The 20,108-nt window shown below is 69.7% G+C and carries 22 protein-coding genes; 11 read left to right on the top strand and 11 right to left on the bottom strand.

Annotated elements, in window-relative coordinates; translation table 11 throughout:
- Positions 1–8 precede the first annotated feature (8 nt).
- The 3 genes from ACZ5CR_RS38765 to ACZ5CR_RS38775 all read right to left on the bottom strand — a co-directional run bounded on the left by ACZ5CR_RS38765 (position 9) and on the right by ACZ5CR_RS38775 (position 3,276).
- Entirely contained in the window at positions 9–896 is an 888-nt protein-coding gene (locus ACZ5CR_RS38765; RefSeq protein ID WP_468866630.1) for a carbohydrate ABC transporter permease, read from the bottom strand.
- 2 nt (positions 897–898) lie between these two features.
- The gene (locus ACZ5CR_RS38770) at positions 899–1,807 is read right to left on the bottom strand and encodes a carbohydrate ABC transporter permease (protein WP_468866633.1); all 909 of its coding nucleotides are present in this window, start codon (positions 1,805–1,807) and stop codon (positions 899–901) included.
- A 101-nt stretch (positions 1,808–1,908) separates the two neighbouring features.
- The gene (locus ACZ5CR_RS38775) at positions 1,909–3,276 is read right to left on the bottom strand and encodes an extracellular solute-binding protein (protein WP_468866636.1); all 1,368 of its coding nucleotides are present in this window, start codon (positions 3,274–3,276) and stop codon (positions 1,909–1,911) included.
- A 300-nt stretch (positions 3,277–3,576) separates the two neighbouring features.
- Here ACZ5CR_RS38775 and ACZ5CR_RS38780 point away from each other — a divergent pair, with 300 nt between their 5' ends.
- From ACZ5CR_RS38780 to ACZ5CR_RS38800, 5 genes are all read left to right on the top strand, one after another.
- Complete coding sequence (locus ACZ5CR_RS38780) at positions 3,577–4,593, top strand: LacI family DNA-binding transcriptional regulator (RefSeq protein ID WP_468866639.1); 1,017 nt, start codon at positions 3,577–3,579, stop codon at positions 4,591–4,593.
- A gap of 211 nt (positions 4,594–4,804) precedes the next feature.
- The gene (locus ACZ5CR_RS38785) at positions 4,805–5,434 is read left to right on the top strand and encodes a helix-turn-helix domain-containing protein (protein WP_468866718.1); all 630 of its coding nucleotides are present in this window, start codon (positions 4,805–4,807) and stop codon (positions 5,432–5,434) included.
- Entirely contained in the window at positions 5,431–5,631 is a 201-nt protein-coding gene (locus ACZ5CR_RS38790) for a ferredoxin (protein ID WP_468866641.1), read from the top strand. The genes ACZ5CR_RS38785 and ACZ5CR_RS38790 overlap by 4 nt, the downstream gene beginning before the upstream one ends.
- Complete coding sequence (locus tag ACZ5CR_RS38795) at positions 5,628–6,818, top strand: NAD(P)/FAD-dependent oxidoreductase (RefSeq protein WP_468866643.1); 1,191 nt, start codon at positions 5,628–5,630, stop codon at positions 6,816–6,818. The genes ACZ5CR_RS38790 and ACZ5CR_RS38795 overlap by 4 nt, the downstream gene beginning before the upstream one ends.
- A 130-nt stretch (positions 6,819–6,948) precedes the next feature.
- On the top strand, positions 6,949–8,193 hold the full coding sequence (locus ACZ5CR_RS38800) for a cytochrome P450 (protein WP_468866646.1): 1,245 nt from the start codon (positions 6,949–6,951) through the stop codon (positions 8,191–8,193).
- Positions 8,194–8,312: 119 nt separating this feature from the next.
- On the opposite strand, the gene ACZ5CR_RS38805 is transcribed toward ACZ5CR_RS38800, so the two are convergent.
- Positions 8,313–9,044: a TioE family transcriptional regulator gene (locus tag ACZ5CR_RS38805; protein ID WP_468866648.1), complete on the bottom strand. Its 732-nt coding sequence runs from the start codon at positions 9,042–9,044 to the stop codon at positions 8,313–8,315.
- A 58-nt stretch (positions 9,045–9,102) separates the two neighbouring features.
- Between ACZ5CR_RS38805 and ACZ5CR_RS38810 the strand changes: the two genes are divergently transcribed.
- On the top strand, positions 9,103–10,326 hold the full coding sequence (locus ACZ5CR_RS38810; RefSeq protein WP_468866650.1) for an erythromycin esterase family protein: 1,224 nt from the start codon (positions 9,103–9,105) through the stop codon (positions 10,324–10,326).
- A 75-nt stretch (positions 10,327–10,401) separates the two neighbouring features.
- Entirely contained in the window at positions 10,402–11,196 is a 795-nt protein-coding gene (locus tag ACZ5CR_RS38815; RefSeq protein ID WP_468866652.1) for an NAD(P)H-dependent oxidoreductase, read from the top strand.
- A gap of 21 nt (positions 11,197–11,217) precedes the next feature.
- On the opposite strand, the gene ACZ5CR_RS38820 is transcribed toward ACZ5CR_RS38815, so the two are convergent.
- Together ACZ5CR_RS38820 and ACZ5CR_RS38825 are read right to left on the bottom strand one after the other, a co-directional pair.
- Entirely contained in the window at positions 11,218–11,937 is a 720-nt protein-coding gene (locus tag ACZ5CR_RS38820; RefSeq protein WP_468866654.1) for an ABC transporter permease, read from the bottom strand.
- Between the two features lie 37 nt (positions 11,938–11,974).
- Positions 11,975–12,883 (bottom strand): ABC transporter ATP-binding protein, encoded by a 909-nt coding sequence (locus tag ACZ5CR_RS38825; protein WP_468866657.1) that lies wholly within the window; start codon positions 12,881–12,883, stop codon positions 11,975–11,977.
- Positions 12,884–13,108: 225 nt separating this feature from the next.
- Between ACZ5CR_RS38825 and ACZ5CR_RS38830 the strand changes: the two genes are divergently transcribed.
- Together ACZ5CR_RS38830 and ACZ5CR_RS38835 are read left to right on the top strand one after the other, a co-directional pair.
- Positions 13,109–14,245 carry a sensor histidine kinase gene (locus ACZ5CR_RS38830; protein ID WP_468866659.1) on the top strand — a complete coding sequence of 379 codons (1,137 nt, stop codon included), beginning with the start codon at positions 13,109–13,111 and terminating at the stop codon, positions 14,243–14,245.
- Positions 14,242–14,844: a response regulator transcription factor gene (locus ACZ5CR_RS38835; RefSeq protein ID WP_468866661.1), complete on the top strand. Its 603-nt coding sequence runs from the start codon at positions 14,242–14,244 to the stop codon at positions 14,842–14,844. Before ACZ5CR_RS38830 ends, ACZ5CR_RS38835 begins: the two co-directional genes overlap by 4 nt.
- 42 nt (positions 14,845–14,886) lie before the next feature.
- Here the strand turns inward: ACZ5CR_RS38835 and ACZ5CR_RS38840 are convergent, their stop codons facing one another.
- Both ACZ5CR_RS38840 and ACZ5CR_RS38845 read right to left on the bottom strand, forming a co-directional pair.
- Complete coding sequence (locus tag ACZ5CR_RS38840) at positions 14,887–15,558, bottom strand: ankyrin repeat domain-containing protein (protein WP_468866663.1); 672 nt, start codon at positions 15,556–15,558, stop codon at positions 14,887–14,889.
- Positions 15,559–15,567: 9 nt separating this feature from the next.
- Complete coding sequence (locus tag ACZ5CR_RS38845; protein WP_468866720.1) at positions 15,568–16,182, bottom strand: TetR/AcrR family transcriptional regulator; 615 nt, start codon at positions 16,180–16,182, stop codon at positions 15,568–15,570.
- A 182-nt stretch (positions 16,183–16,364) separates the two neighbouring features.
- On the opposite strand from ACZ5CR_RS38845, the gene ACZ5CR_RS38850 reads away from it, so the two are divergent.
- Positions 16,365–16,922, top strand: a complete 558-nt coding sequence (locus ACZ5CR_RS38850) for a GNAT family N-acetyltransferase (RefSeq protein WP_468866666.1) — start codon at positions 16,365–16,367, stop codon at positions 16,920–16,922.
- A gap of 100 nt (positions 16,923–17,022) precedes the next feature.
- On the opposite strand, the gene ACZ5CR_RS38855 is transcribed toward ACZ5CR_RS38850, so the two are convergent.
- Positions 17,023–17,643, bottom strand: coding sequence for a LysE family translocator (locus tag ACZ5CR_RS38855; protein WP_468866668.1), 621 nt, complete (start codon positions 17,641–17,643; stop codon positions 17,023–17,025).
- Positions 17,644–17,755: 112 nt separating this feature from the next.
- On the opposite strand from ACZ5CR_RS38855, the gene ACZ5CR_RS38860 reads away from it, so the two are divergent.
- The gene (locus tag ACZ5CR_RS38860) at positions 17,756–18,208 is read left to right on the top strand and encodes an Lrp/AsnC family transcriptional regulator (protein ID WP_468866670.1); all 453 of its coding nucleotides are present in this window, start codon (positions 17,756–17,758) and stop codon (positions 18,206–18,208) included.
- 66 nt (positions 18,209–18,274) lie between these two features.
- Here ACZ5CR_RS38860 and dgoD read toward each other — a convergent pair whose 3' ends face one another.
- On the bottom strand, positions 18,275–19,420 hold the full coding sequence (dgoD, locus tag ACZ5CR_RS38865) for a galactonate dehydratase (protein WP_468866673.1): 1,146 nt from the start codon (positions 19,418–19,420) through the stop codon (positions 18,275–18,277).
- A gap of 63 nt (positions 19,421–19,483) precedes the next feature.
- A partial coding sequence (locus ACZ5CR_RS38870) for an SDR family NAD(P)-dependent oxidoreductase (protein ID WP_468866675.1) occupies positions 19,484–20,108 on the bottom strand: 625 nt, incomplete at its 5' end.

A 20,108-nucleotide genomic window follows, 5' to 3' on the forward strand; every position in this document is an offset into this window, starting at 1 on the left:
CAGGTGGGTCACTTCAGGCCGGTACCGGCGATGCCCTCGACGATGCGGCGCTGGAACAGCGCGAAGACGGCGAGCAGCGGGATCGCGCCGAGCACGGCGGAAGCCATGAGCTGGGCGTAGGGCACGCCGAACACGTCCTGGACGGAGGTGAGCCCGACGGGCAGCGTCATCATCTCCGGGTCGGTCACCACGAGCAGGGGCCACAGGAAGTTGTTCCAGACGCCCACGAACACGAAGATCGTGACCGCGGAGACGGCGGGCCGGGAGATCGGCATCACGATCTGCCAGTAGGTGCGCAACCAGCCCGCCCCGTCCGCGCGCGCCGCGTCGATCAGCTCCCGCGGGATGCCGTCGAAGAACTGCTTGAAGACGAACACGGCCACCACATTGGGCACTTGGGGCAGGACCACGCCCCAGTAGGTGTTCAGCAGGCCCGCCGACTGGAGCGCGAGGAACTGCGGGATCATCAGGACCTGGCCCGGGATCATGATCCCGGCGAGGAGCATCACGAACGCGGCCCGGCGCGCCCGGAAGCGGGTCTGCGACAGGGCGAACGCGGCCAACGACGCCATGATCACCGTGAGGACGGTGGTGAGGATCGAGGTGATGAAGCTGTTGGCGTACCAGTAGGGCAGCTTGCCCGCGTCGAAGATCTCCCCGTACGCGGACAGGGTCGGGTGCGCGGTGAACCATCCGGTCGGGTTGGTCACGACCTCCTGGGCGGGCCGCACCGAGGTGGCGAGCGCCCAGGCCAGCGGCACCAGCCACAGCACGGCCAGGGCGATGAGCGTGCCGAGCGCCACCCGGTTGAAGAGGCGCTCGGAGTCGCGGCGGGGGGCTGGCGGTGCGGTGCTGCCGCGGGGCTCGGTCTCCGGTCGCGTGGCGATCGCGGTCATGGTCAGTTCTCCTTCTCGGCGCGGCGTACGAGGGCGAACCAGACGAGGGAGACGAACAGGATCACCAGGAACAGCAGGAGCGACACGGTCGAGGCGTAGCCCACGCGGCCCTCGACGAACCCGGTGTCGTAGATGAGTTGCAGTGAGGGGCGTGTGCTGCCGTCGGGGCCGCCGTTGGTCATCATGTAGATCTGGTCGAAGACCTTCAGCGAGGCGATGACCTGCAACACCGTCACAAGGGTCGTCGTACGGCCCAGCATCGGCACGACCACGTGCCGGATGCGCTGCCAGGGCCCGGCCCCGTCGATGGCGGCCGCTTCGTGGACCTCGCGCGGCACGTCCTGCAGACCGGCCAGATAGAGCACGAAGTTGAAGCCGACGGTCCACCACACCGTGGCCGCCGCGATGGAGAACATCGCCCAGTCCGGGTCACCGAGCCAGGAAGGCGGGGTGTCGACGCCGAACCACTTCACCGCCTCCTGGGCCAGGCCCAGCTGATCGGCGTAGATGAACATGAAGAGCAGCGAGACGACGGCGGAGGGCAGCACGAACGGTGCGAAGAACGCGAACCGGAAGAACCAGCGGCCGCGCACGAACCGGTCGGCGAGCAGGGCGAGGACCAGGCTGAGCAGCACCAGCGGCACGGTCGTCAGGACCGTGAACCACAGGGTGTTGCGCAGGGTCCGCCAGAACTCCGCGTCGCCGAGCACCGCCTTGTAGTTCGAAAGGCCCGCGAATTCACCGAGGCCACTTCTGAGCAGGCTCGTGTCGAAGAACCCGGCGACCACGGTGTAGATCAGCGGCCCCACCAGGAACACCAGGTAGAAGAGGGCGAAGGGCAGCAGCATCCCCGGGCCTGCCCAGCGTTCGCGTCTGCTGGATATCGGGGAGTTCGCGGTCGTCGTGGCCACGGTTCGGCCTTTCGGTCAAGGCGTACGGGATCCAGGGGCGGGTGGAGCGAGGGGGGTCGGGCGGAGCAAGGGGGCGAGCGGCAGTCGTCAGCGGGCCCTGCTCATACGGGAGCGGGGCGCGAGGCCAGGGTCTGCAGCTCGCGGCGCAGCCGGGCGGCGCCCGCGGTGGGGCTGGTGTCGCCGGTGAACACGGTGGTCACCACGTCGCCCACCACGGTCTGCATGGTGCCTCCCGCGCCGCCGTACCAGGCGGCCGGGTCGTAGACCGCACCGTCGGCGGCCGTGGCGTAGTGCGACTGCGGCTGAAGTTCCTTGTACGCGCGTGAGCTCTGTGTCGGCAGCCAGGCCGGCACATGGCCGCCCTCCGCCCACAGCTTGCTGGAGTGCAGCATCGACGCGGCGAACCCCAGGGAGAGGTCGAGGCGTTGGGCCTTCGCCGAGGGCGCCTTCGGCAGCACCAGGGCGTGCGAGTCGGCGGCGCAGGCGTAGGGAGCGTCCTTGAAGATGCGCGGCAGGGGCCGCATGTCGAACTCGACCTTCGCCGACTGGACCGCGAGGGCCTGCCAGACGCCGTCCATCAGGAATCCGGCCTTGCCGGTGGTCAGCAGGGTGATGGCGCCCTTGCCGTCGGTGTTGGCGGGGATCACCTTCTCCTCGCTGAGGCGGCGGATGTAGGCGAGCGCCTCGGCCGCGGCGGCCGTGTCGATGACCACCTTCTTGCCCTGGTCGGCGACGAGATCCCCGCCGCCGATCTGCCGGTAGAGCGACCAGAAGATGCGGAACTGCATCGAGGCGTCCTTCACCGAGGCGATCGAACCGCCCCAGGCGCCGGTGACCTCCTTGGCCGCACGCAGCGCGTCGATGAACGCGTCGGGCCCGTCGACGTCCGCCAACTGGCCCTTGCCGTCGAGCAGTCCGGCCTTCTCGGCGATGTCCGTGCGGAAGTAGAGCACGAAGGGGTGCGTGTCCAGCGGCACTGCGTGCGGCTTCCCGTCGAACTGGGACTTGCGCCAGGGCCGCGCGTCGAACTTGTCCTCGGTCAGGCCGTGCCGGGCCAGGTCCTCGGGGTGCAGCTCGCTGAGCAGGCCGGCCTCGGCGAGCGTGGGCAGCTTCGACAGATGGATCACCGCGGCCTGCGGCGGCCGGTCGCCGAGCGTGGCCAGCGTGAGCTTGGTGTAGTACGGGTTGCCCCACAGGAACGTCGCCGACTTCAGGTCCACCGAGCGGTGCGACGACCGGTAGGCGTCCTGCATCGCCAGCATCCGCTCGCCGTCGCCGCCGGTGAACGGGTTCCAGAAGTTCAGCCGCGACGGTGAGGGCGCGCCGCCGGTGAACCCCTGCGCCAGGGTGCTGCCGCAGCCCGTGGCAGTGAGCGCGGCGGCGCCGGTCGCACCGACCGCGAGCCCTGTGCGCAGCACACGGCGGCGGGACGGGGCGGGCGGCGACGGGGTCGGTATGCGGTCCCGCATGGGCATGCGTCCTTCCACGGCGAACAAGGGGAACAAGGGGAACATCAAGCGGAGCAAGGAGAAGCAGGACAGACAAGACGGACAAGACTGATGCGGAATGCAACGTTGGAATGCCGCCGCGATGACAACCACACCTCTGGCCGCTCGCTGCGTTTACAACGTTGTACTCAGCTGGCAATACGGCGTCAACACCTAGGGACGCATTACCTGTTCACGTACTCGACGAATCCACATCGGCCCCTGCCGATTACAACGTTGAACCATGACGTACGCTGCTGCTGTCGGGGGAGGGAGAAAACCGTGGCAGGCACCCGCCTGAAAGACGTCGCGGAGCGCGCCGGGGTATCGATCAAGACGGTGTCGAACGTCGTCCGCGGCGAGACCGGAGTCGCCGACCGGACACGCGAACGCGTCCTGCGCGCCATCGCCGACCTCGACTACCAACCCAATGCCTCGGCACGCCACTTGCGTACCGGGCGCAGCGGCATCATCGCGCTCGCCGTCCCCGAACTCGTGGCGCCGTACTTCGCCGAACTGGCCGCCGAGGTCATCGCGGCCGCGAAGAAGCGCGGCTGCACCGTGCTCATCGAGGACACCGGGGGCAGCGCGGACGAGGAACTCCGTATCGCCTGCGGACTCAGCGATCCGCTCATCGACGGCGTCCTGCTCAGCCCGCTCCGGCTCGACGAGCAGGTACTCGCCGCCCGCGAACGCCGCGTACCGCTGGTGCTCCTGGGCGAGCAGTCGTACGAGATCCCGGCCGACCACGTCCTGATCGACAACTCAGCGGCGGCGCGCGAGGCCACCGACCACCTCCTGTCCCTCGGCAGGCGCCGCGTCGCCGTCATCGGCCAGCCCTCGACGCCCGCCCACGCCACGACGGTCCAGCGCATGCACGGCTATCTGACCGCGCTGCACGCGGCGGGTGTCCCCCACGACCCTCAACTCGCTCCGGACACCCGGGCGTTCACCCGCGCCGAGGGAGCCACCGCGATGCGTACGCTCCTGACGCTGGAGGACCCGCCGGACGCCGTGTTCTGCTTCAACGACCTGCTGGCCTCCGGCGCGCTGCGGGTGGCGCACGAGCACGGCCTGCGCATCCCGCGCGACTTGGCGGTCGTCGGCTTCGACGACGTCGAGGAGTCCCGCTACAGCGTGCCGAGCCTGACCACGGTCGCCCCGGACAAGCGGGGCATCGCGGAACTGGCCGTCGACGCGCTGCTGCGCAGGATCGACGCCGGCGCGATGGCACCGCCCACCCGGCTGACCGCGGGGTACGAGCTGACGGTGCGGGAGAGCACGCGCGCGAGCGGCTGAACCGGGGCGATGGCGACGATGATCCTCGCCCTGACACACAGCCATGACCCTTTTTTAAGTCAGTTGATTGACTTATGAAAAGGCATGCGTTTGACTCCTGGTACCAGCACGAACCGCCGAACCGTGGAGGCCGCACGTGGCCGGACGCCAGGAGACGAAGCCGCTCACCCGCCTGCGGGCCGAACGCGTGGCGGAGACCCGTGGGGCGATCATGTCGGCCGCGGAGCGACTCTTCGCCGAGCAGGGGCTCTCCGCCGTGTCGAACCGCCAGATCGGCGAGGCGGCGGGGCAGGGCAACGTCACCGCCGTCAGCTACCACTTCGCGTCGAGGGCCGTTCTGGTGCGCGCCATCATGGCCAGGCACGGCGAGGCCACCGACCTCATCCGGAAGCGGTACCTGGAGGAGATCGGCGACAGCGAGGACATCCGGGACTGGGTGGACTGCCTGGTGCGCCCGGGTCCGGAGTATCTGGACTCGCTCGGCGTTCCTTCCTGGCACGCCCGCTGCGCGGTTCAGGTCATGACCGACCCCCTGCTGCGCGCGATCGTCACCGACGAGGCGCTCGTCAGGCCGTATCTGCAACAGACCCTGGACGGCCTCGGCCGATGCCTTCACATGCTGTCGGCCCAAGTGCGCGCGGAGCGCGCGGCGATGGCCCGCGACCTGTTGACCCACGCGTGCGCGGAACGCGAGCGCGCCCTGGCCGACGGCGGAGTGCCGCTGCACGACTCCTGGCGGCGCACGGCCGATTCGCTCTGCGACGCGCTCGTCGGCCTGTTCACCGCACCTGTCACCTCCCCCCGCTCCCCCCACAACCATCTGGAGGACACCGGACCATGAAGATCACCGTCGAAGAGGACAAGTGCTGCGGTGCCGGAAGCTGCGTACTGATCGCCCCCGAAGTGTTCGACCAGCGGGACGACGACGGCATCGTGGTGCTGCTCAGCACCGAACCGCCCGAGGAACAGCACGCGGCCGTCAGGGAATCAGCCGGTGTCTGCCCCACGGCCGCCATCCACCTCAGCACGGACTCGTGAACGCACCCGGCCACGTCCTGGTGGTCGGCGCCTCCGCCGCCGGTCTCGGTACGGCCGAAGCTCTCCGCCGCCAGGGCTACCAAGGCCGGATCACCGTGCTGGGCGCCGAGTCCCGCCTCCCCTACGACCGCCCGCCGCTGTCCAAGCAGGTCCTGTCCGGCGCCTGGGAACCCGAGCGGGCTCAACTGCGCAGTCAGGAAGTCCTCGACGCTCTCGACGCCGAGTTCCTGCTCGGCGACGCCGCCGTGGCCCTCGATGTACCGACGCGCACGGTCCGTACGGCCTCCGGGCGCACTCTGAGCGCCGATGCCGTCGTCGTGGCCACGGGCCTCAAGGCTCGTACGCTGCCCGGCCAGGAGGGTCTGCGCGGCGTGCACGTGCTGCGGACGCTCGAAGACGCTGTCGCACTACGGAACGATCTACTGGGCGGCTCGCGGGTCGTGGTCGCCGGAAACGGGGTGCTCGGCGCGGAGATCGCGGCCACGGCCCGGCAGTTGGGCCGTGACGTCACGCTGGTCGGTCCGCAGTCGGCGCCAATGGCCGGTCAGCTCGGCCCCAGGGTCGCCGGACTGCTGGCGGAGTTGCACACCCGAAACGGCGTCCGCCTCGTGAACGACACCGCGGTCACCGGCCTGACGTCTGATCAGGGGCAGGTCAGCGGTGTGCTGTTGCCTGACGGCGAGACGCTGCCCGCTGACGTGGTCGTGGTCGCCATCGGCTGCACCCCGGCAACCGCCTGGCTGGCCGGGAGTGGCCTGCGCCTTGACGACGGGGTGGTGTGTGACGCCAACTGCCGTGCGGCAGACGGCATTTACGCGGTGGGAGACGTGGCGCGCTGGCACCACGCGACCCTGGGCACGTCGCTGCGCCTGGAGAACCGGACGAGCGCGGTCGAGCAGACGGCGGTCGTCGCGTCGAACATCCTCGGCACCGGCAGTACCTACGCGCCCATCCCCTACTTCTGGACCGACCAGTTCGACACGAAGATCCAGGTCTACGGGACACCGTCCGCCGATGCCGCGGTGACGGTCGTGGAGGGCAGCGAGCAGGACCACCGGTTCGCTGTCCGCTACTCGCGGGCGGGACGGCCCACCGCCGTACTCGGCTGGAACATGCCCAAGCAGGCCCGCCTGCACCGCCAGGCCCTCGTCGACGCGGACACGCGCGCCACTGTGCCGAGCCCGTGACTCCGGCGGGCGAGATCACCCCAGATCCCACGCCTGCGGGGACGGATCACCCAAGATCCCTCCTCGCCGAAAGCGGCGGCCCCTCCCACCCCTCCCCCGGCGACTTCCCGACCACCACAGAAGGACGGACATGACCAGCGTGCCCCCCACCGACACCGCCCCGGCCGACATACCCGACTTCCCCCCGGCCCGCTCGGCGGTCTGCCCCTTCGACCCGTCGCCGCAGATGCGTGACCTGGCCCAGCACGGCCCACTGACCAAGGTCCGCTCCTGGGGCGACAGCACCCCCTGGGTGGTGACCGACCACGCCGAGCAGAAGGCGCTGCTCGGCGACGCCCGGCTCAGTGCGAAATTCTCCCACCCCGGCTTCCCCAGCCCGGTCGCCCCGGATCCGGCCCGTCAGCACGCGGGCAACGCGACCGACTTGAGCTTCGTCGGCCTCGACGACCCGGAGCACGCACGGCTGCGCCGCATGGTCAGCGGGGTGTTCACCATCAAACGCGTCGAGGCGATGCGCCCCCTCGTCCAGAAGATGACGGACGGCTTCATCGACGACATGCTCGCCGGGCCGAACCCCGCCGACCTGGTCCAGGCGCTCGCCCTGCCCATCCCTTCCCTGGTGATCTCCGAGCTGCTCGGCGTGCCCTACGAGGACCACGCCTTCTTCCAGAGCAACAGCAAGGACATCGTCTCCGCCGTCGCCACCCCCGAGACACGGCAGGCCGCGCACGCCAACCTGGCCGAGTATCTGGATCACCTGGTCGAAGAGAAGCTCACGAGCCCCGGCGACGACCTGCTCTCTCACCTCGGCGAGCAGATCAAGGCCGGTGAGCTCACCCGCCGCCAGGCCGTCGCCATGGGCGTACTGCTGCTTCTCGGAGGGCACGAGACCACCGCCAACATGATCACTCTGGGGACTCTGCTGCTGCTCCAGCACCCCGACCAGCTCGCCGTCATCCGCGACACCGACGACCCCAAGGTGGTCGCATCCGCGGTGGAGGAACTGCTGCGGTATCTCTCCATCGTGCACCTGGGTCGGCGCAGGACCGCACTGGAGGACATCGAGATCGCGGGCCGCACCATTCGCGCCGGGGAGGGCGTGATCCTGCTCGGCGAGCTGGCCAACCGGGACCCCTCCGTCTTCCCCGACCCGGACCGCCTCGACATCACCCGGGACGCCCGCCTGCACCAGGCCTTCGGCACGGGCACGCACCATTGCGTCGGACAGCCCCTGGCCCGGATGGAACTCCAGGTCATCTACCCGACCCTGTTCCGACGCATCCCCACCCTGCGGGTGGCCACGGACCTGGAGGAGATCCCCTTCAAGTACGACGCCGTCATCTACGGGGTCCACCAGTTGCCGGTCACCTGGTAGGGGGCGTCTGCTCCTGCCGCCACCGGCCGACCCACTCCCACCAACCCTCACCCTCACGCTCACCTTGAGGGTGAGACGCCACTCGATACGCGTAGCGGGTCAGCACGGCGACCGAAGCCTCATCCGCGCTCGCGGAGGTATGCCTCCAGCTCCGCGGCGCCGTTCAGCATCGCCCGCCCGCGGGCGGAAAGCCGACCGTGCCAGTCGCGCAGCGCGGCCTCCAGCGGCTCAAGGCCGCCGGCCGCACGCACCTGGGCGATCAGCGGGGCGATCTGCTCGAGGAGGTAGCCGCCCCGCCTGAGCTGATGGGCGAGCCGGGCGTCCCGTACGTCGGCCTCGTCGTAGACGCGGTACCCGGTCCGCGGGTCGCGGCGCGGGCTCAGCAGACCCGCGCGCTCCCATTTGCGCAGCGTCGCGGGCCGGATTCCGAGCTGCTCCGCCAGCGGCCCGACGAATGTGCCGCCGGGTTCGGATCCGACGCCGGACTCGGGCCCCGTGGTGGGCGCCAGGTCGCGGAGCGCGCTCGCCACTGCCTGGAGGGTGCGCCGGTCGTCGAGGAGCTGGGCGTGGCTCTCGTCGATGAGGCGGAACGCCCCGTCGACCGCGTCCTCGTTCACGGCCCGCATGATCGATGTCGCAGTCTGGTGGCCATGGCCGGGCAGCAGAGCCAGAAACGCGCGCAGGGCTGCCGCGTGCAGCGAGGTATAGGTGCGGTAGCCGTGGGGCGTTCGGGCGGCGATCGGAAGGATGCCCGCCTCTTCGTAGTTCCTGATCGCCTGCGTGGACAGACCGTGCCCGCGCGCGAGATCGACCGGCCGCAGCCGATCACCACTTTGAAGGTTTCTCCCCATAGGGCCCATGGTATCGCGGCAAAGTTTCAACCGAAGGTTCAACGATACTGTTTAAGGCATGGTTACCGACGTCAAAGACACCGTCCATGCCGTCGAGGCCGCCGCGGTCATGGGGCTGCTCCCGGCCCGGCGACCCCGGCTGCTCGCCCTGGGCGAGCCCACCCACGGCGAAGACGCTCTGCTCGACCTGCGCAACGAACTCTTCCGGCAGCTCGTCGAGCAGGAGGGCTACCGGACGATCGCGATCGAGAGCGACTGCATGAGGGGCCTGATCGTCGACGAGTACGTCACCTCGGGCACGGGCACTCTCGACGAGGTCATGGAGCAGGGCATCAGCCACGGCTGGGGTGCCTCCGCGGCCAACCGCGAACTCGTGCGCTGGATGCGCGCCCACAACGTCCGCGCCGACGACGACGGCAGGCCCGCGTCCGAACGGCTCCGCTTCGCCGGTTTCGACGGCCCGCTGGAGATGACCCACGCCGAGAGCCCCCGCCAGGCCCTCACCGCACTCCACGGCTACCTCGCGGCCCACGTCGAGGCCGACCTGCTCCCCTGCACCGCGGACACCCTCGACGGCCTGCTCGGCGCCGACGACCGGTGGACCGATCCCGCCGTGATGTGGGACCCGGCCCGGTCCACGGGGCAGTCGCCCGAGGCCGGCCAGCTGCGGCTGCTCGCCGACGATCTGGTGGCACTGCTCGACCGGCAGACGCCACACCTGCTGGCGACGACCTCGCGGGACGACTGGGACCGGGCACGCCTGCACGGGCGCGCCGCCACCGGCCTGCTGCGCTATCACCACTGGATGGCCGACACCTCGACGGCCCGCATGACCCGCCTCGCGGGCACCCGGGACCAGATGATGGCCCACAACCTCCTGGCCGTCGCCGAACGGGGCCCGGCGCTCGTCCATGCCCAGAACGCCCATCTCCAGCGGCCCAAGAGCTCGATGCGGATGGGCGGGGTGCCGCTGGAGTGGTGGAGCGCCGGTGCGCTGGTGAGCGCGCAGCTCGGCGAGGAGTACGCCTTCGTGGCCACGGCACTCGGCACGATCCGGCACCAGGGAGTGGACACTCCGCCGCCGGACACCCTCGAAGGACTCCTGTACGCACTCCCGGAGGACCGCCACGTAATCGACGCCCCGAAGCTGGCCACCGCCCTGGCCACCGACATACCGCCCGCGCCCCGCGTATCCCCCTGGTTCGGCTACGCCCCTCTCGACCCGGCCCACCTGACGGACATCGACGGCATCGTGTTCGTCAAGGACATCCCGCAAGACTGATGCTGGCCAGATCCTTGCACTACCTGGCCATCTGGCCACTCGTCCCTCGCCGGGCCGCGGCGGAGGATCGATGCCATGAAGATTCTCTGGGTATTCGCACACCCCGAACCGCAGTCCCTCAACGGCTCCCTGCGTGACGACGGGATACAGGAACTGCGTGACCTCGGGCACGAGGTCCGCGAGTCCGATCTCTACGCCATGGGCTGGAAGCCCGTGGTCGACTCCGGCGACTTCCACCGCGCAACGGCCGACCGGCTCCTGGTCGGCGCCGAGCAGGAACACGCCTACAGCGCGGCCGAGTTGACGGACGACATCACCGTCGAGCAGAAGAAGATCGCCTGGGCCGATGCGCTGGTGTTCCAGTTCCCGCTGTGGTGGTTCGGGCCGCCCGCCATCCTCAAGGGATGGTTCGACCGGGTGCTCGTGCAGGGCTTCGCCTTCGGGCTCCAGGACCGCCGGGGGCGAACCCTGCGCTACGGGGACGGCGGCCTCGCGGGCAAGCGCGCCATGGTCATCACCACCGTGGGCGCACGGGAGTCGGGCTTCGGTGCGCGCGGGATCCACGGACAGCTGGACGAAGTGCTGTTCCCGCTCCTGCACGGCACCTTCTGGTACACGGGGATGGACACACTCCCGCCGTACGTCGTCTACGGCGCCGACCGCCTCGACGCCGACGGCTACCGCTCCCGCGCGGCCGAACTGCGCGACCGGCTCCGCGCGCTGCCGGACACCGCACCACTCCCCTACCGCCACGAGCACCACGGCGACTACGACGACGCACTCGTGCTGCGTCCGGAGATCGAGCCGGACCTCACAGGCGTCGCGGCACATCTTTCACGGACAGTTCGATCATCTGCCGCAGGACACTGACGGGCAGCCTGGACGAGGAGGTCAGCGGCGCGGTTCCCAGCGGAACAGGCGGAAGGCCAGCGCTACGGAGACGATGACCCAGCCCAGTGTGGGCAGCAGCAGCGGCAGGGACTCCGTCACGGGAACGCCGCCGTTCCAGGCGTTGAGGGCCAGTTCGGTGGCCGAACCGCCGGGGAGCGAACGCTTGAGCAGGGTGAGCTCCTCGGTGCCCGTGATGGCCACCCAGTTGGTGACGGCCATGGTGCCGAGGCTGACGGGCAGCGTGGTCACCTGAGCGTGCTCGGGAGAGTTCGTCAGTCCGGCCGTGGCAAGGCCGAGGCCGAGCATCATGATCACCGTGGAGAGGACCGCCGCCGTCAGAAGGAGCACGTTGCCCGGCGCACCCGCGACCGCGGCAAGCACGGCGAGGATCACGGCCACCTGGACCAGCGCGAGGACGGTGACCGGGAGTACAAGACCGGAGAGGATGCCGGCGTCGCTTGCCGGGGTGGAGCGCAGCCGCTTGAGGAAGAGCGTCTGACGGCGCGAGGCCAGCGTGGTCACCGTACTGGCGTAGAGCCCGAAGGCTGCCACGGTGAACATCACCACTGCCGCGATGTACCCGAGGCTGCGCAGGTCCGCGAAGGTTTCGTGCCTGTAGACGAAGAACGCGCAGGCAGCCACGGGAATGATGAAGCTGTTGAGCAGGACAAGGCGGTTGCGGAAGATCTGAATGAGCTCGCTCAGAGCGATGGAGAGCATCGTGAGGGTCCTCTTCTCGGGAAGGTCCGGGAGTGGGTTACGCGCCGCCGATGGCGCGGAAGACGTCATCGAGCCGCGTCGGTCCGGCCTGGAGTTCCTTGAGCTCCACCGCGTTGGCGTCCGCCCAGCCGAGGAGGGTGTGGAGGTCCTTCTGCAGGTGGAAGGTCTTGACGACGAACCCCCCGTCCGTCTCTCGCACGGCCCGGAGCGGTAGCGCAGGCACGGTGGCACTAGCGCTGGCGGTGGCACTGGCGGGAAGAGAGAAGCGGATGGCGGCCGGGAGTGTCCGCGTCAGCTCAGCGACGGTCCCCTCCTGATGAAAGGCGCCCATGTGCATGAGCCCGACGCGGTCGGCGCGCTGCTGTGCCTCTTCCAGGTAGTGCGTGGTGAGCACAATGGTGGATCCGTCGTCGCGCAGCTTGTCCACGGCGTCCCACAGAGCGTCCCGGGACTGGATGTCCAGACCGGTGGTCGGCTCGTCCAGGAAGATCAGCTCAGGGTTCCCGTACACGGCGGTGGCGAAGTCCAGGCGCCGCTTCTCACCGCCGGAGAGCTGGGACACCTGAGTGGCGGCCTTGTTCGTGAGGTCGACGATGCTGAGCACGCGTTCGACCCTGTCCTCGCGCCGGGAGAGTCTGCCGATCAGGCGGATCGATTCCTTGACCGTCAGGTCCGGGGAGAATCCGCTCTCCTGCAGCATGATGCCCATCCGGTGCCGTACGGCGCGCCGGTCGCGCGGGCTGCGTCCGAAGACCCGTACGGTGCCCGAGCCGGCCGTACGGTGGCCTTCGATGATCTCCAGGGTCGAGGTCTTTCCGGCACCGTTCGTGCCGAGAAGCGCGTAGAGCTCTCCCTTGTTCACCTGGAAGGTCAGGTCTTTCACGGCGTGATAGCCGCCGTAGCTGATGTTCAGCCGTTCCACGTCGATGACTGGTGTCGAGGTCATGCTTCGATCTCAGCCGTCGTCACGCTCGTCCGGCAGGGGCGTGGTGTCATCACCGCGCCATGACATTCCTCAGGGTGCGGGCATGACGTGGTGTCACTGGTGGCGCCCTCTGAGCCGGAGGAAAATGGGGGTCAGACTCCGCTGTCCGACCAACCCCGACCCCGACCTCAACCCGGACCCGCCCGGACGCCGACCCTGGCCCCGACCCCGGAAAGCCACCACAAGATGCCTGAGCACGCCCAGACGACGCAGGGACGGCTGCGCGGCGTCAACCTCGCCATGATCATCCCGCCGCTCGCCGCCGTGGGGGCGGTTCTGGTGGCGGTCGATGCCAGGTCGTGGTGGGAGGGCGCCCTCCTGACCGTGGGTGTGGTCGCGGCCCTGGTGGTCATCGAGCGGTGGACAGCGGGTGACACCTCCCGCGTCGCGCTCCCCTGCCTGATCATCACCGCTGCCGTATGGCTGCTCGGAGTGCTGGTGACCGACAGTCACACGGCGTTCTACGGCCTCACGATCGTGGGCCCCTACTTCGTCTCTCAGCTGTCCCGCCGCCACCGCGTCCCGGCGACCCTGGCACTGAGCGCGTTCGTCGCCGCGGTGGGCGCGGCGAAACTCCTTGAATCACCGGCCGATGTGACCGGCGTCCTGATCCGGTACGTCCTCCTGCCCACGGGAATCATGGTGGTGGCAATCGTCCTCATGTTCGCCAACCAGCGTTTCTACGAGGTCATCGAGCAGTCGCGGGAACGCGAGGCGGAGCTGGCCGTCATCCGGGAGCGCATCCGTTTCGCCGGCGATCTGCACGACATCCAGGGCCACACACTGCATGTGGTGAAGCTGAAGATCACCCTGGCCGAGAAGCTGCTGCGCAGCGACATCGAGCGCGTGGAGGAGGAACTGCGGGAGGTGCGCGCCCTGGTCGGCGACACCATCGCCCAGACCAAGGAGCTCGCCTACGCACAGCGGCGGCTGAACCTGTCCGTGGAGCTGGAGAACGCGAAGAACCTCTTTGAAGCCGCGGGCATCCGGGTGCGCGTCAACCGTGAGGCCGACCCCGATGAGAGAGTCAACGGGCTGCTCGGCCAGGTCCTCCGCGAGACGACGACCAACATCCTGCGCCACGCCCAGGCCACGCGGGTGCGGATCACTCTCTCGGAGTCGGGCATCAGCATCGTCAACGACGGCGCGCGGGAAGCTCCCCTTCCGGAGCTCAGTGGCCTTGCCACCCTCAAGGAACGAGTGAGCGACGACGGAGGCGAGCTGACGGTGGAACAGAAGGACGGACGGTTCCTCACGGCCGCGGAGTTCCCTCCCCTTCGCCCGGCGAGGCCGCACTGCGCGGCGCGGGAGGACGACCGATGACCAGCGTGGTGCTCGCCGACGACGAGGCCCTGCTCCGTAAAGCCCTGGCGGCGCTGCTGCCTCTCGAAGGCGACATCACCGTGCTCGCCGAGGCGCAGGACGGCGAATCGGCCATTGAGGCCACCCTGCGGCACCGGCCCGACGTGCTCGTCATCGACCTGGAGATGCCCGGTGTGGACGGACTCGGTGCCGTCGCGGAGATCCGCCGTGCCCAGCCGGACCAGGTCATCCTCATGCTGACCCGCCATGCCAGGCCCGGGGTGCTCCGTAAGGCCCTGAAACTCGGGGTCCAGGGCTTCGTCAGCAAGTCGGCGGAGCCCGCGCACATCACGACGGTCATCAACACCCTGCACGAGGGCAAGAGATGGATCGACCCTGACGTCTCCGCGCTCGCCGTCATCGACGACTGCCCACTCACCGACCGGGAGATCGACGTGCTGCGGGTGACCGGCGACGGGTACTCCGTCGCCGAGATCGCCACCCGACTCCGCCTGGCACAGGGCACCGTACGCAACTACCTCTCGAACGCCATGCAGAAGACCCAGACACGGACCCGGCACGACGCGGCGCGCTATGCGCGTGAGCACGACTGGCTGTAGCGGCGGACGGCGGGTCGGCGCCGGAAAGGCGGGAGGGGGCGGTCAGGCGGGAGGGGGCGGCATGCGCGTGCGTTCGATCTTCGACCAGCCCTCGGAGGTCACGCGGTAGTGGTCGCCGTCATCGCCGTCCATCCGCGAGTGGCCGTTCACACACAGGACTCCCTCCTGGAGCCAGTAGGTGAAGCCGCCCATCATCCCGATCACCCGGAAGAAGATCTCCACGGCCGGCCCCTCCGTCAGCGGGGACAGCGGCGGCAACCGGTACTCGATCTCGTCGAAGCAGCTGCCGGTCGTCTCCCGCAGCAGCGCGTGGAAGTGACGCTCCAGGACATCCGGCGGTCCGGGGAGCCGCCGCACCACGACCGGCTCCAGAAGCTCAAGGAGATGCGTGTGCCCCCGTTCCCGCGCCACGTCCACGGCACGCCGCCCGTCACGGGTGCGCTGCGTCCGCCAGGCGCCGTGCGCGATCAGCCGCGAGACGACAGCGAAGTCCGCGCCGTGCCAGGCCGCTTGATGCAGCGGGGCGAAGCCGCTGCGATACCCGGGCCGTGCGAAATTGGCCTGCGCCGGATGCTTCCCCAACTCCTCGAACAGGCCGTTCCAGTCGGCGTCCCTGGCCAGGTCCGCGGACCTGTCCCGCTGCTCCAGGTACCAGTCGTTGTACCGCTCGCGGTCGTTGAGGCCGTCCCACTCCATCGGCTCGGTAATGATCATCCGGACACGCTAGCCGACCCTGCCGGGGCCACCCACCGGGTCGGTTTCGCCCGCGGCTCGCTCCCCCTGGGCGCCCCCCGTGCCCATCCGCGCCAAGTACTCGTCCACCAGCGCGATCTGCCGCCCGGCAGGAAACTCCCCGGGCGCGAACAGCGCTTGGACGACAAGACCCAGCACGAAGCTCTGGGCGGCCGCCGCGGTGTCCTCGGTCCGCGGGCCGAGCGGCAGTTCGCCCAGCTCCTTGGCGTCCGCGATGTGCCCGGCCATCCGCTGGCGCGCACGGCGGTAGCGCTCGGCGTGCTCTTGGGCGAGATCCGGGTCGGCGAGCGCCACGTCCCAGGAGGCCACCCAGATCCGGTTGCTCGCCGCGCTCTCGTCGTCCAGAGGGAGGATGTCGAGCAGCGTCGCCCGCAGCATCACCATCCCTGACGCGTCCCCGGCCCGCTCGGCCGCCGGGCGCGGGCGGTCGGCCGAGCGGCGGTCGAGTACCTCGAGGGCGTGCCTCAGGAGGGCCCGCTTGCTGGGGAAGTAGTGCGTGAGGAGACCGGTGGTGGCGTCCATCTCCGCGGCGACCGCGCGCAGCGTGAGCCCGCCGAAACCGCGGGCGGCAAGCACTCGCCACACCGCCTGGGAGACCTCGGTCCGGCGGGCGTCATGGTCGGTACGGGCTGGCGGCGTCATAGCCGTTAGAGTACATACCCAACGTTCGTTACGTACCTGAGTGCTACGTACCTGAGCACTACGCACCTGGAGGCGTGGGCCGGAACACCGCACGCGCCCAGCCGGACAACCGCATAGGACCAGCCATGTATGCCATACCGCTGACCGACAACGCCGAGCTCCGCACGCTGGAGCCCTGGCAGGACGCCGAGTTCCTGGAGCACATCGACCGGGCCCGTTCCCACACCGATCCCTGGATCCCGTGGGCCTCCCGCTCCACCGATCTGGAGTCCGCCCGCGCCACCCTCCAGAACTACGCGGACAAGCAGGCCGCCGACTCCGGAGGGATCTACGGGATCTGGCGGGACGGCACGCTGATCGGCGGTGTGATGTTCGTGCAGTTCGACGCCAAGACCGGCAACTGCGAGATCGGCGCCTGGTCCGAGCCCGCGGGCGAGGGCCACGGTCTGATCAGCGCCTCGGTCCGGCACTTGATCGCGTACGCCTTCGGCGAGCGCGGCATGCATCGGATCGAGTGGTGGAACAGCGCCGGGAACACCCGCAGCCGTACCGTCGCCCAGCGCATGGGAATGCACCTGGACGCCACCCTGCGCGAGCAGTCCCTGTACAAGGGGGTCCGCCACGACATGGAGGTCTGGTCCCTGCTCGCGCACGAGTGGCGGCGTGAGCCGGACGCCGCGTGACCTGCTCGTCCCAGGCCACGCACTCGTCCCAGGCCACGCACTCGCTTCAGGTCATGCACTCGCCTCAAGCCACGTACGCACCTCAGGTCATGCACTCGGCTCAGGCCGCGAGGCGTTCCGCGAGCAGCAGTACGCCGATCACGATCATGGCGGCGCCCGAGATACGGGTGACGGCGCGCGCGGCGGCGGGACGCGCCCGCAGGACGGTGCGGGCCAGCACGCCCACGCACAGGTAGATCGCCGCACAGCTGAGCGTGTGCACCAGGCCTAGCGTGCCGATCTGCGCCGCGAGGGGCCAGCTGCCGTGCGGGGCGGTGAACTGCGGAAGCAGGGCAAGGAAGAGCAGGAGCGCCTTGGGGTTGAGGCCGCTGATCCCCACCCCCTTGAGAACCCGGGCCCCCACTGCCCCGCTCTCCGCGTCCTGCGACGCGGTTCCGGCGACCGCGGGCCGGGCCAGCGTCGTGGCGCCGAGCCACACCAGGTAGAGGGCGCCGAGAACGGTCAGGGCGGTGAGGACGGACGGTGTCCGCGCCACGACCGCCGCCACCCCGGCGGCGACCACGGCGGTCAGCGCCAGATAGCCGAGCAGAAGGCCGCTGACGGCCGGCACCACGGACCGATCACGGAGCCCGGCGTTGATCGCGTAGGCCCAGTCCGCCCCCGGCACGAGGATGAGCAGGACTGAGACCGCCCAGAAGGCGGTGATGGAGCTGACAGCCACGACGTACTTTCTCCCTCTCAAACTGGTTCCGAGGAGGAGATTAGTTCCGATATGCCCAAAGGTGTTTCCAAGTATTGCCAGCTGGAGCAGCCACAGTGGCAGGATCTACCTCATGGATGATGTGGACCGGAAGATTCTTGCCGAGCTCCAGGAAGACGGCCGTCTGACGGTCACGGAACTGGCGGCCCGCGTGCGGCTCAGCCTCTCGCCCTGCCATCGTCGGCTGCGCGAACTCGAACGCGGCGGGGCCATCCGCGGCTACCGCGCGATCCTGGACGCGGGCGCCGTGGGTCTGAGCTTCGAGGCGCTGGTCTTCGTCACCATGCGCCAGGAGGACCGCGACACCGTCTCCGCCTTCGAGCACGCCCTCACCGAGATCCCCGAGATCCTGCAGGCCGAGCGCCTCTTCGGGGATCCCGACTATCTCGTACGCATCGTCAGCAAGGACCTGCCCGCCTTCCAGCGCCTCTACGACGACAAGCTCGCCACCCTGCCCGGCGTGCAGCGGCTGAGCTCGACGCTCGTCATGAAGCACGTGGTGTACGAGCGCGCCCTGCCCCTGTGAAGGTCGGCGGCTGCTCGGGGAGCCTTCGGAGAGTTCACGGGGAGCCCCCAGGGAGCCCCCAATCGATCACCACTCGGCGAACGAGCCGTCCTCGTGCCGCCACACCGGGTTGTGCCAGTCCGCCTGACTGTCGTCGGCCGCGCGCACCGCCTTCTCGTCGATGTCGATGCCGAGGCCCGGTCCGGTCGGGCGCAGCAGATGGCCCTGGTGGAAGCGGAACACCTCGGTGTCGGCGAGGTAGGACAGGACGTCGGCGCCGGTGTTGTAGTGGATGCCGATCGACTGTTCCTGGATGAGGAAGTTGGGCACGCTGACGGCGATCTGCAGGCTGGCGGCCAGCGAGACGGGGCCCAGCGGGCAGTGCGGGGCGATGAGGGTGTCGAAGGTCTCGGCCAGCGAGGCGATGCGGCGGACCTCGGAGATGCCGCCCGCGTGGGAGAGATCGGGCTGCAGGACCGCGACGCCTGCCTGCAGGGCGGGCAGCACGTCCTGCCGCGAGAACAGGCGCTCGCCGGTGGCGATCGGCAGGGGCGAGGAGGCGACCAGGTCGGGCAGCAGGTGCCCGTACTCCGGCAGGAGCGGTTCCTCTACGAACATGGGCGCGAGCGGGGCCAGGTGGGGCAGCAGCCGACGGGCGTTGGCCGCGTGGAAACGGCCATGGAAGTCCAGCGCGAAGTCCCTTTCGGGGCCGAGGACTTCGCGCGCCGCGGTGGCGCGGGTGACGATCTCGTCGATGTCGGCGACGGTGGCCAGCCGGTTCATACGGCCGCTCGCGTTCATCTTGACCGCGGTGAAGCCCGCCTCGACCTGGGCCGTCACGTGATCGGTGATGTGGGCAGGCGTGTCACCGCCCACCCAGCTGTAGGCGCGTACCCGCTCGCGGACCGGGCCGCCGAGCAGCACATGCACGGGCACGCCGAGCCGCTTGCCCGCGATGTCCCACAGCGCCTGGTCGAGCCCGGCCACCGCGCTGGAGAGGACCGGGCCGCCCCGGTAGAAGGAGCCCTTCGTCATCACCTGCCAGTGGTCCTCGATGCCCGACGGGTCCTTGCCGATGAGGAGTTCGGCCAGCTCGCCGACGGCGGCACGGACCGTGGCCGCGCGCCCCTCGACCACCGGCTCGCCCCAGCCGACCACTCCCTCGTCGGTCTCCACGCGGCACAGCAGCCAGCGGGGCGGCACGGAGAATGTCTCGACACGGGTGATCTTCATCGGGTGAACCTCCTTGAGCGGCAGGGCAGATGCGGGGCTCGGTGCGGCGAGGGCGGTGTCGGCTCAGGCTGATGTCTTGTACACGCTCCAGCCGCCGTCCACGACGAGACTGGCTCCGGTGACGAAGGACGCCTCATCGCTCAGCAGGAAAGCCGCGCTCGCCGCGACCTCGTCCGGGCGCCCGAGGCGACCCGCGGGGGTCTGCTCGATGCTCCGGGCCCGGTCGTCCGCGCCGATGGTGTCCCAGGCCCGGGTCAGGATGGGTCCCGGCAGGAGCGCGTTGACCCGTACGCCGGGTGCGTACTCCACCGCGAGCTGGCGCGCCAGACCGGTCAGGCCCGCCTTCGCCGCCGCGTAGGCGGGACGTCCGGGCAGACCCATGACAGCGTGCACGGACGAGACGAGGACCACCGCGCCCCGTGTGGTGCGCAGGTCGTCAAGGCAGGCTCGTACGCCGAGAAACGCGCCGGTCAGCATGACCGACAACTGCCGGTTCCAGTCGGCCGGTTCGATCGCGTCGGCCGCGCCGCCGCGCACCGTGTAGGCATTGCTGAGCAGCCCGGTCACCGGACCGAAGTGGGGGGGGGGGGGCGCCACCCCCCGCCCCCCCGAACCTTTTTCCCCCCCGTCCCACGCCGCGGACACCGCTCCTCCCGAGCCGAAAAGCGGCGTGGGGGGGAAAAAGGTG

The sequence above is a fragment of the Streptomyces sp. NPDC031274 genome, assembly GCF_055570235.1.

Coding starts and splice junctions, on each gene's coding strand:
- ACZ5CR_RS38765 (WP_468866630.1), bottom strand. CDS start 896: ATGACCGCGATCGCCACGCGACCGGAGACCGAGCCCCGCGGCAGCACC.
- ACZ5CR_RS38775 (WP_468866636.1), bottom strand. CDS start 3,276: ATGCGGGACCGCATACCGACCCCGTCGCCGCCCGCCCCGTCCCGCCGC.
- ACZ5CR_RS38785 (WP_468866718.1), top strand. CDS start 4,805: ATGTCGGCCGCGGAGCGACTCTTCGCCGAGCAGGGGCTCTCCGCCGTG.
- ACZ5CR_RS38790 (WP_468866641.1), top strand. CDS start 5,431: ATGAAGATCACCGTCGAAGAGGACAAGTGCTGCGGTGCCGGAAGCTGC.
- ACZ5CR_RS38800 (WP_468866646.1), top strand. CDS start 6,949: ATGACCAGCGTGCCCCCCACCGACACCGCCCCGGCCGACATACCCGAC.
- ACZ5CR_RS38805 (WP_468866648.1), bottom strand. CDS start 9,044: ATGGGGAGAAACCTTCAAAGTGGTGATCGGCTGCGGCCGGTCGATCTC.
- ACZ5CR_RS38810 (WP_468866650.1), top strand. CDS start 9,103: ATGGTTACCGACGTCAAAGACACCGTCCATGCCGTCGAGGCCGCCGCG.
- ACZ5CR_RS38815 (WP_468866652.1), top strand. CDS start 10,402: ATGAAGATTCTCTGGGTATTCGCACACCCCGAACCGCAGTCCCTCAAC.
- ACZ5CR_RS38820 (WP_468866654.1), bottom strand. CDS start 11,937: ATGCTCTCCATCGCTCTGAGCGAGCTCATTCAGATCTTCCGCAACCGC.
- ACZ5CR_RS38825 (WP_468866657.1), bottom strand. CDS start 12,883: ATGACCTCGACACCAGTCATCGACGTGGAACGGCTGAACATCAGCTAC.
- ACZ5CR_RS38830 (WP_468866659.1), top strand. CDS start 13,109: ATGCCTGAGCACGCCCAGACGACGCAGGGACGGCTGCGCGGCGTCAAC.
- ACZ5CR_RS38835 (WP_468866661.1), top strand. CDS start 14,242: ATGACCAGCGTGGTGCTCGCCGACGACGAGGCCCTGCTCCGTAAAGCC.
- ACZ5CR_RS38840 (WP_468866663.1), bottom strand. CDS start 15,558: ATGATCATTACCGAGCCGATGGAGTGGGACGGCCTCAACGACCGCGAG.
- ACZ5CR_RS38850 (WP_468866666.1), top strand. CDS start 16,365: ATGTATGCCATACCGCTGACCGACAACGCCGAGCTCCGCACGCTGGAG.
- ACZ5CR_RS38860 (WP_468866670.1), top strand. CDS start 17,756: ATGGATGATGTGGACCGGAAGATTCTTGCCGAGCTCCAGGAAGACGGC.
- dgoD (WP_468866673.1), bottom strand. CDS start 19,420: ATGAAGATCACCCGTGTCGAGACATTCTCCGTGCCGCCCCGCTGGCTG.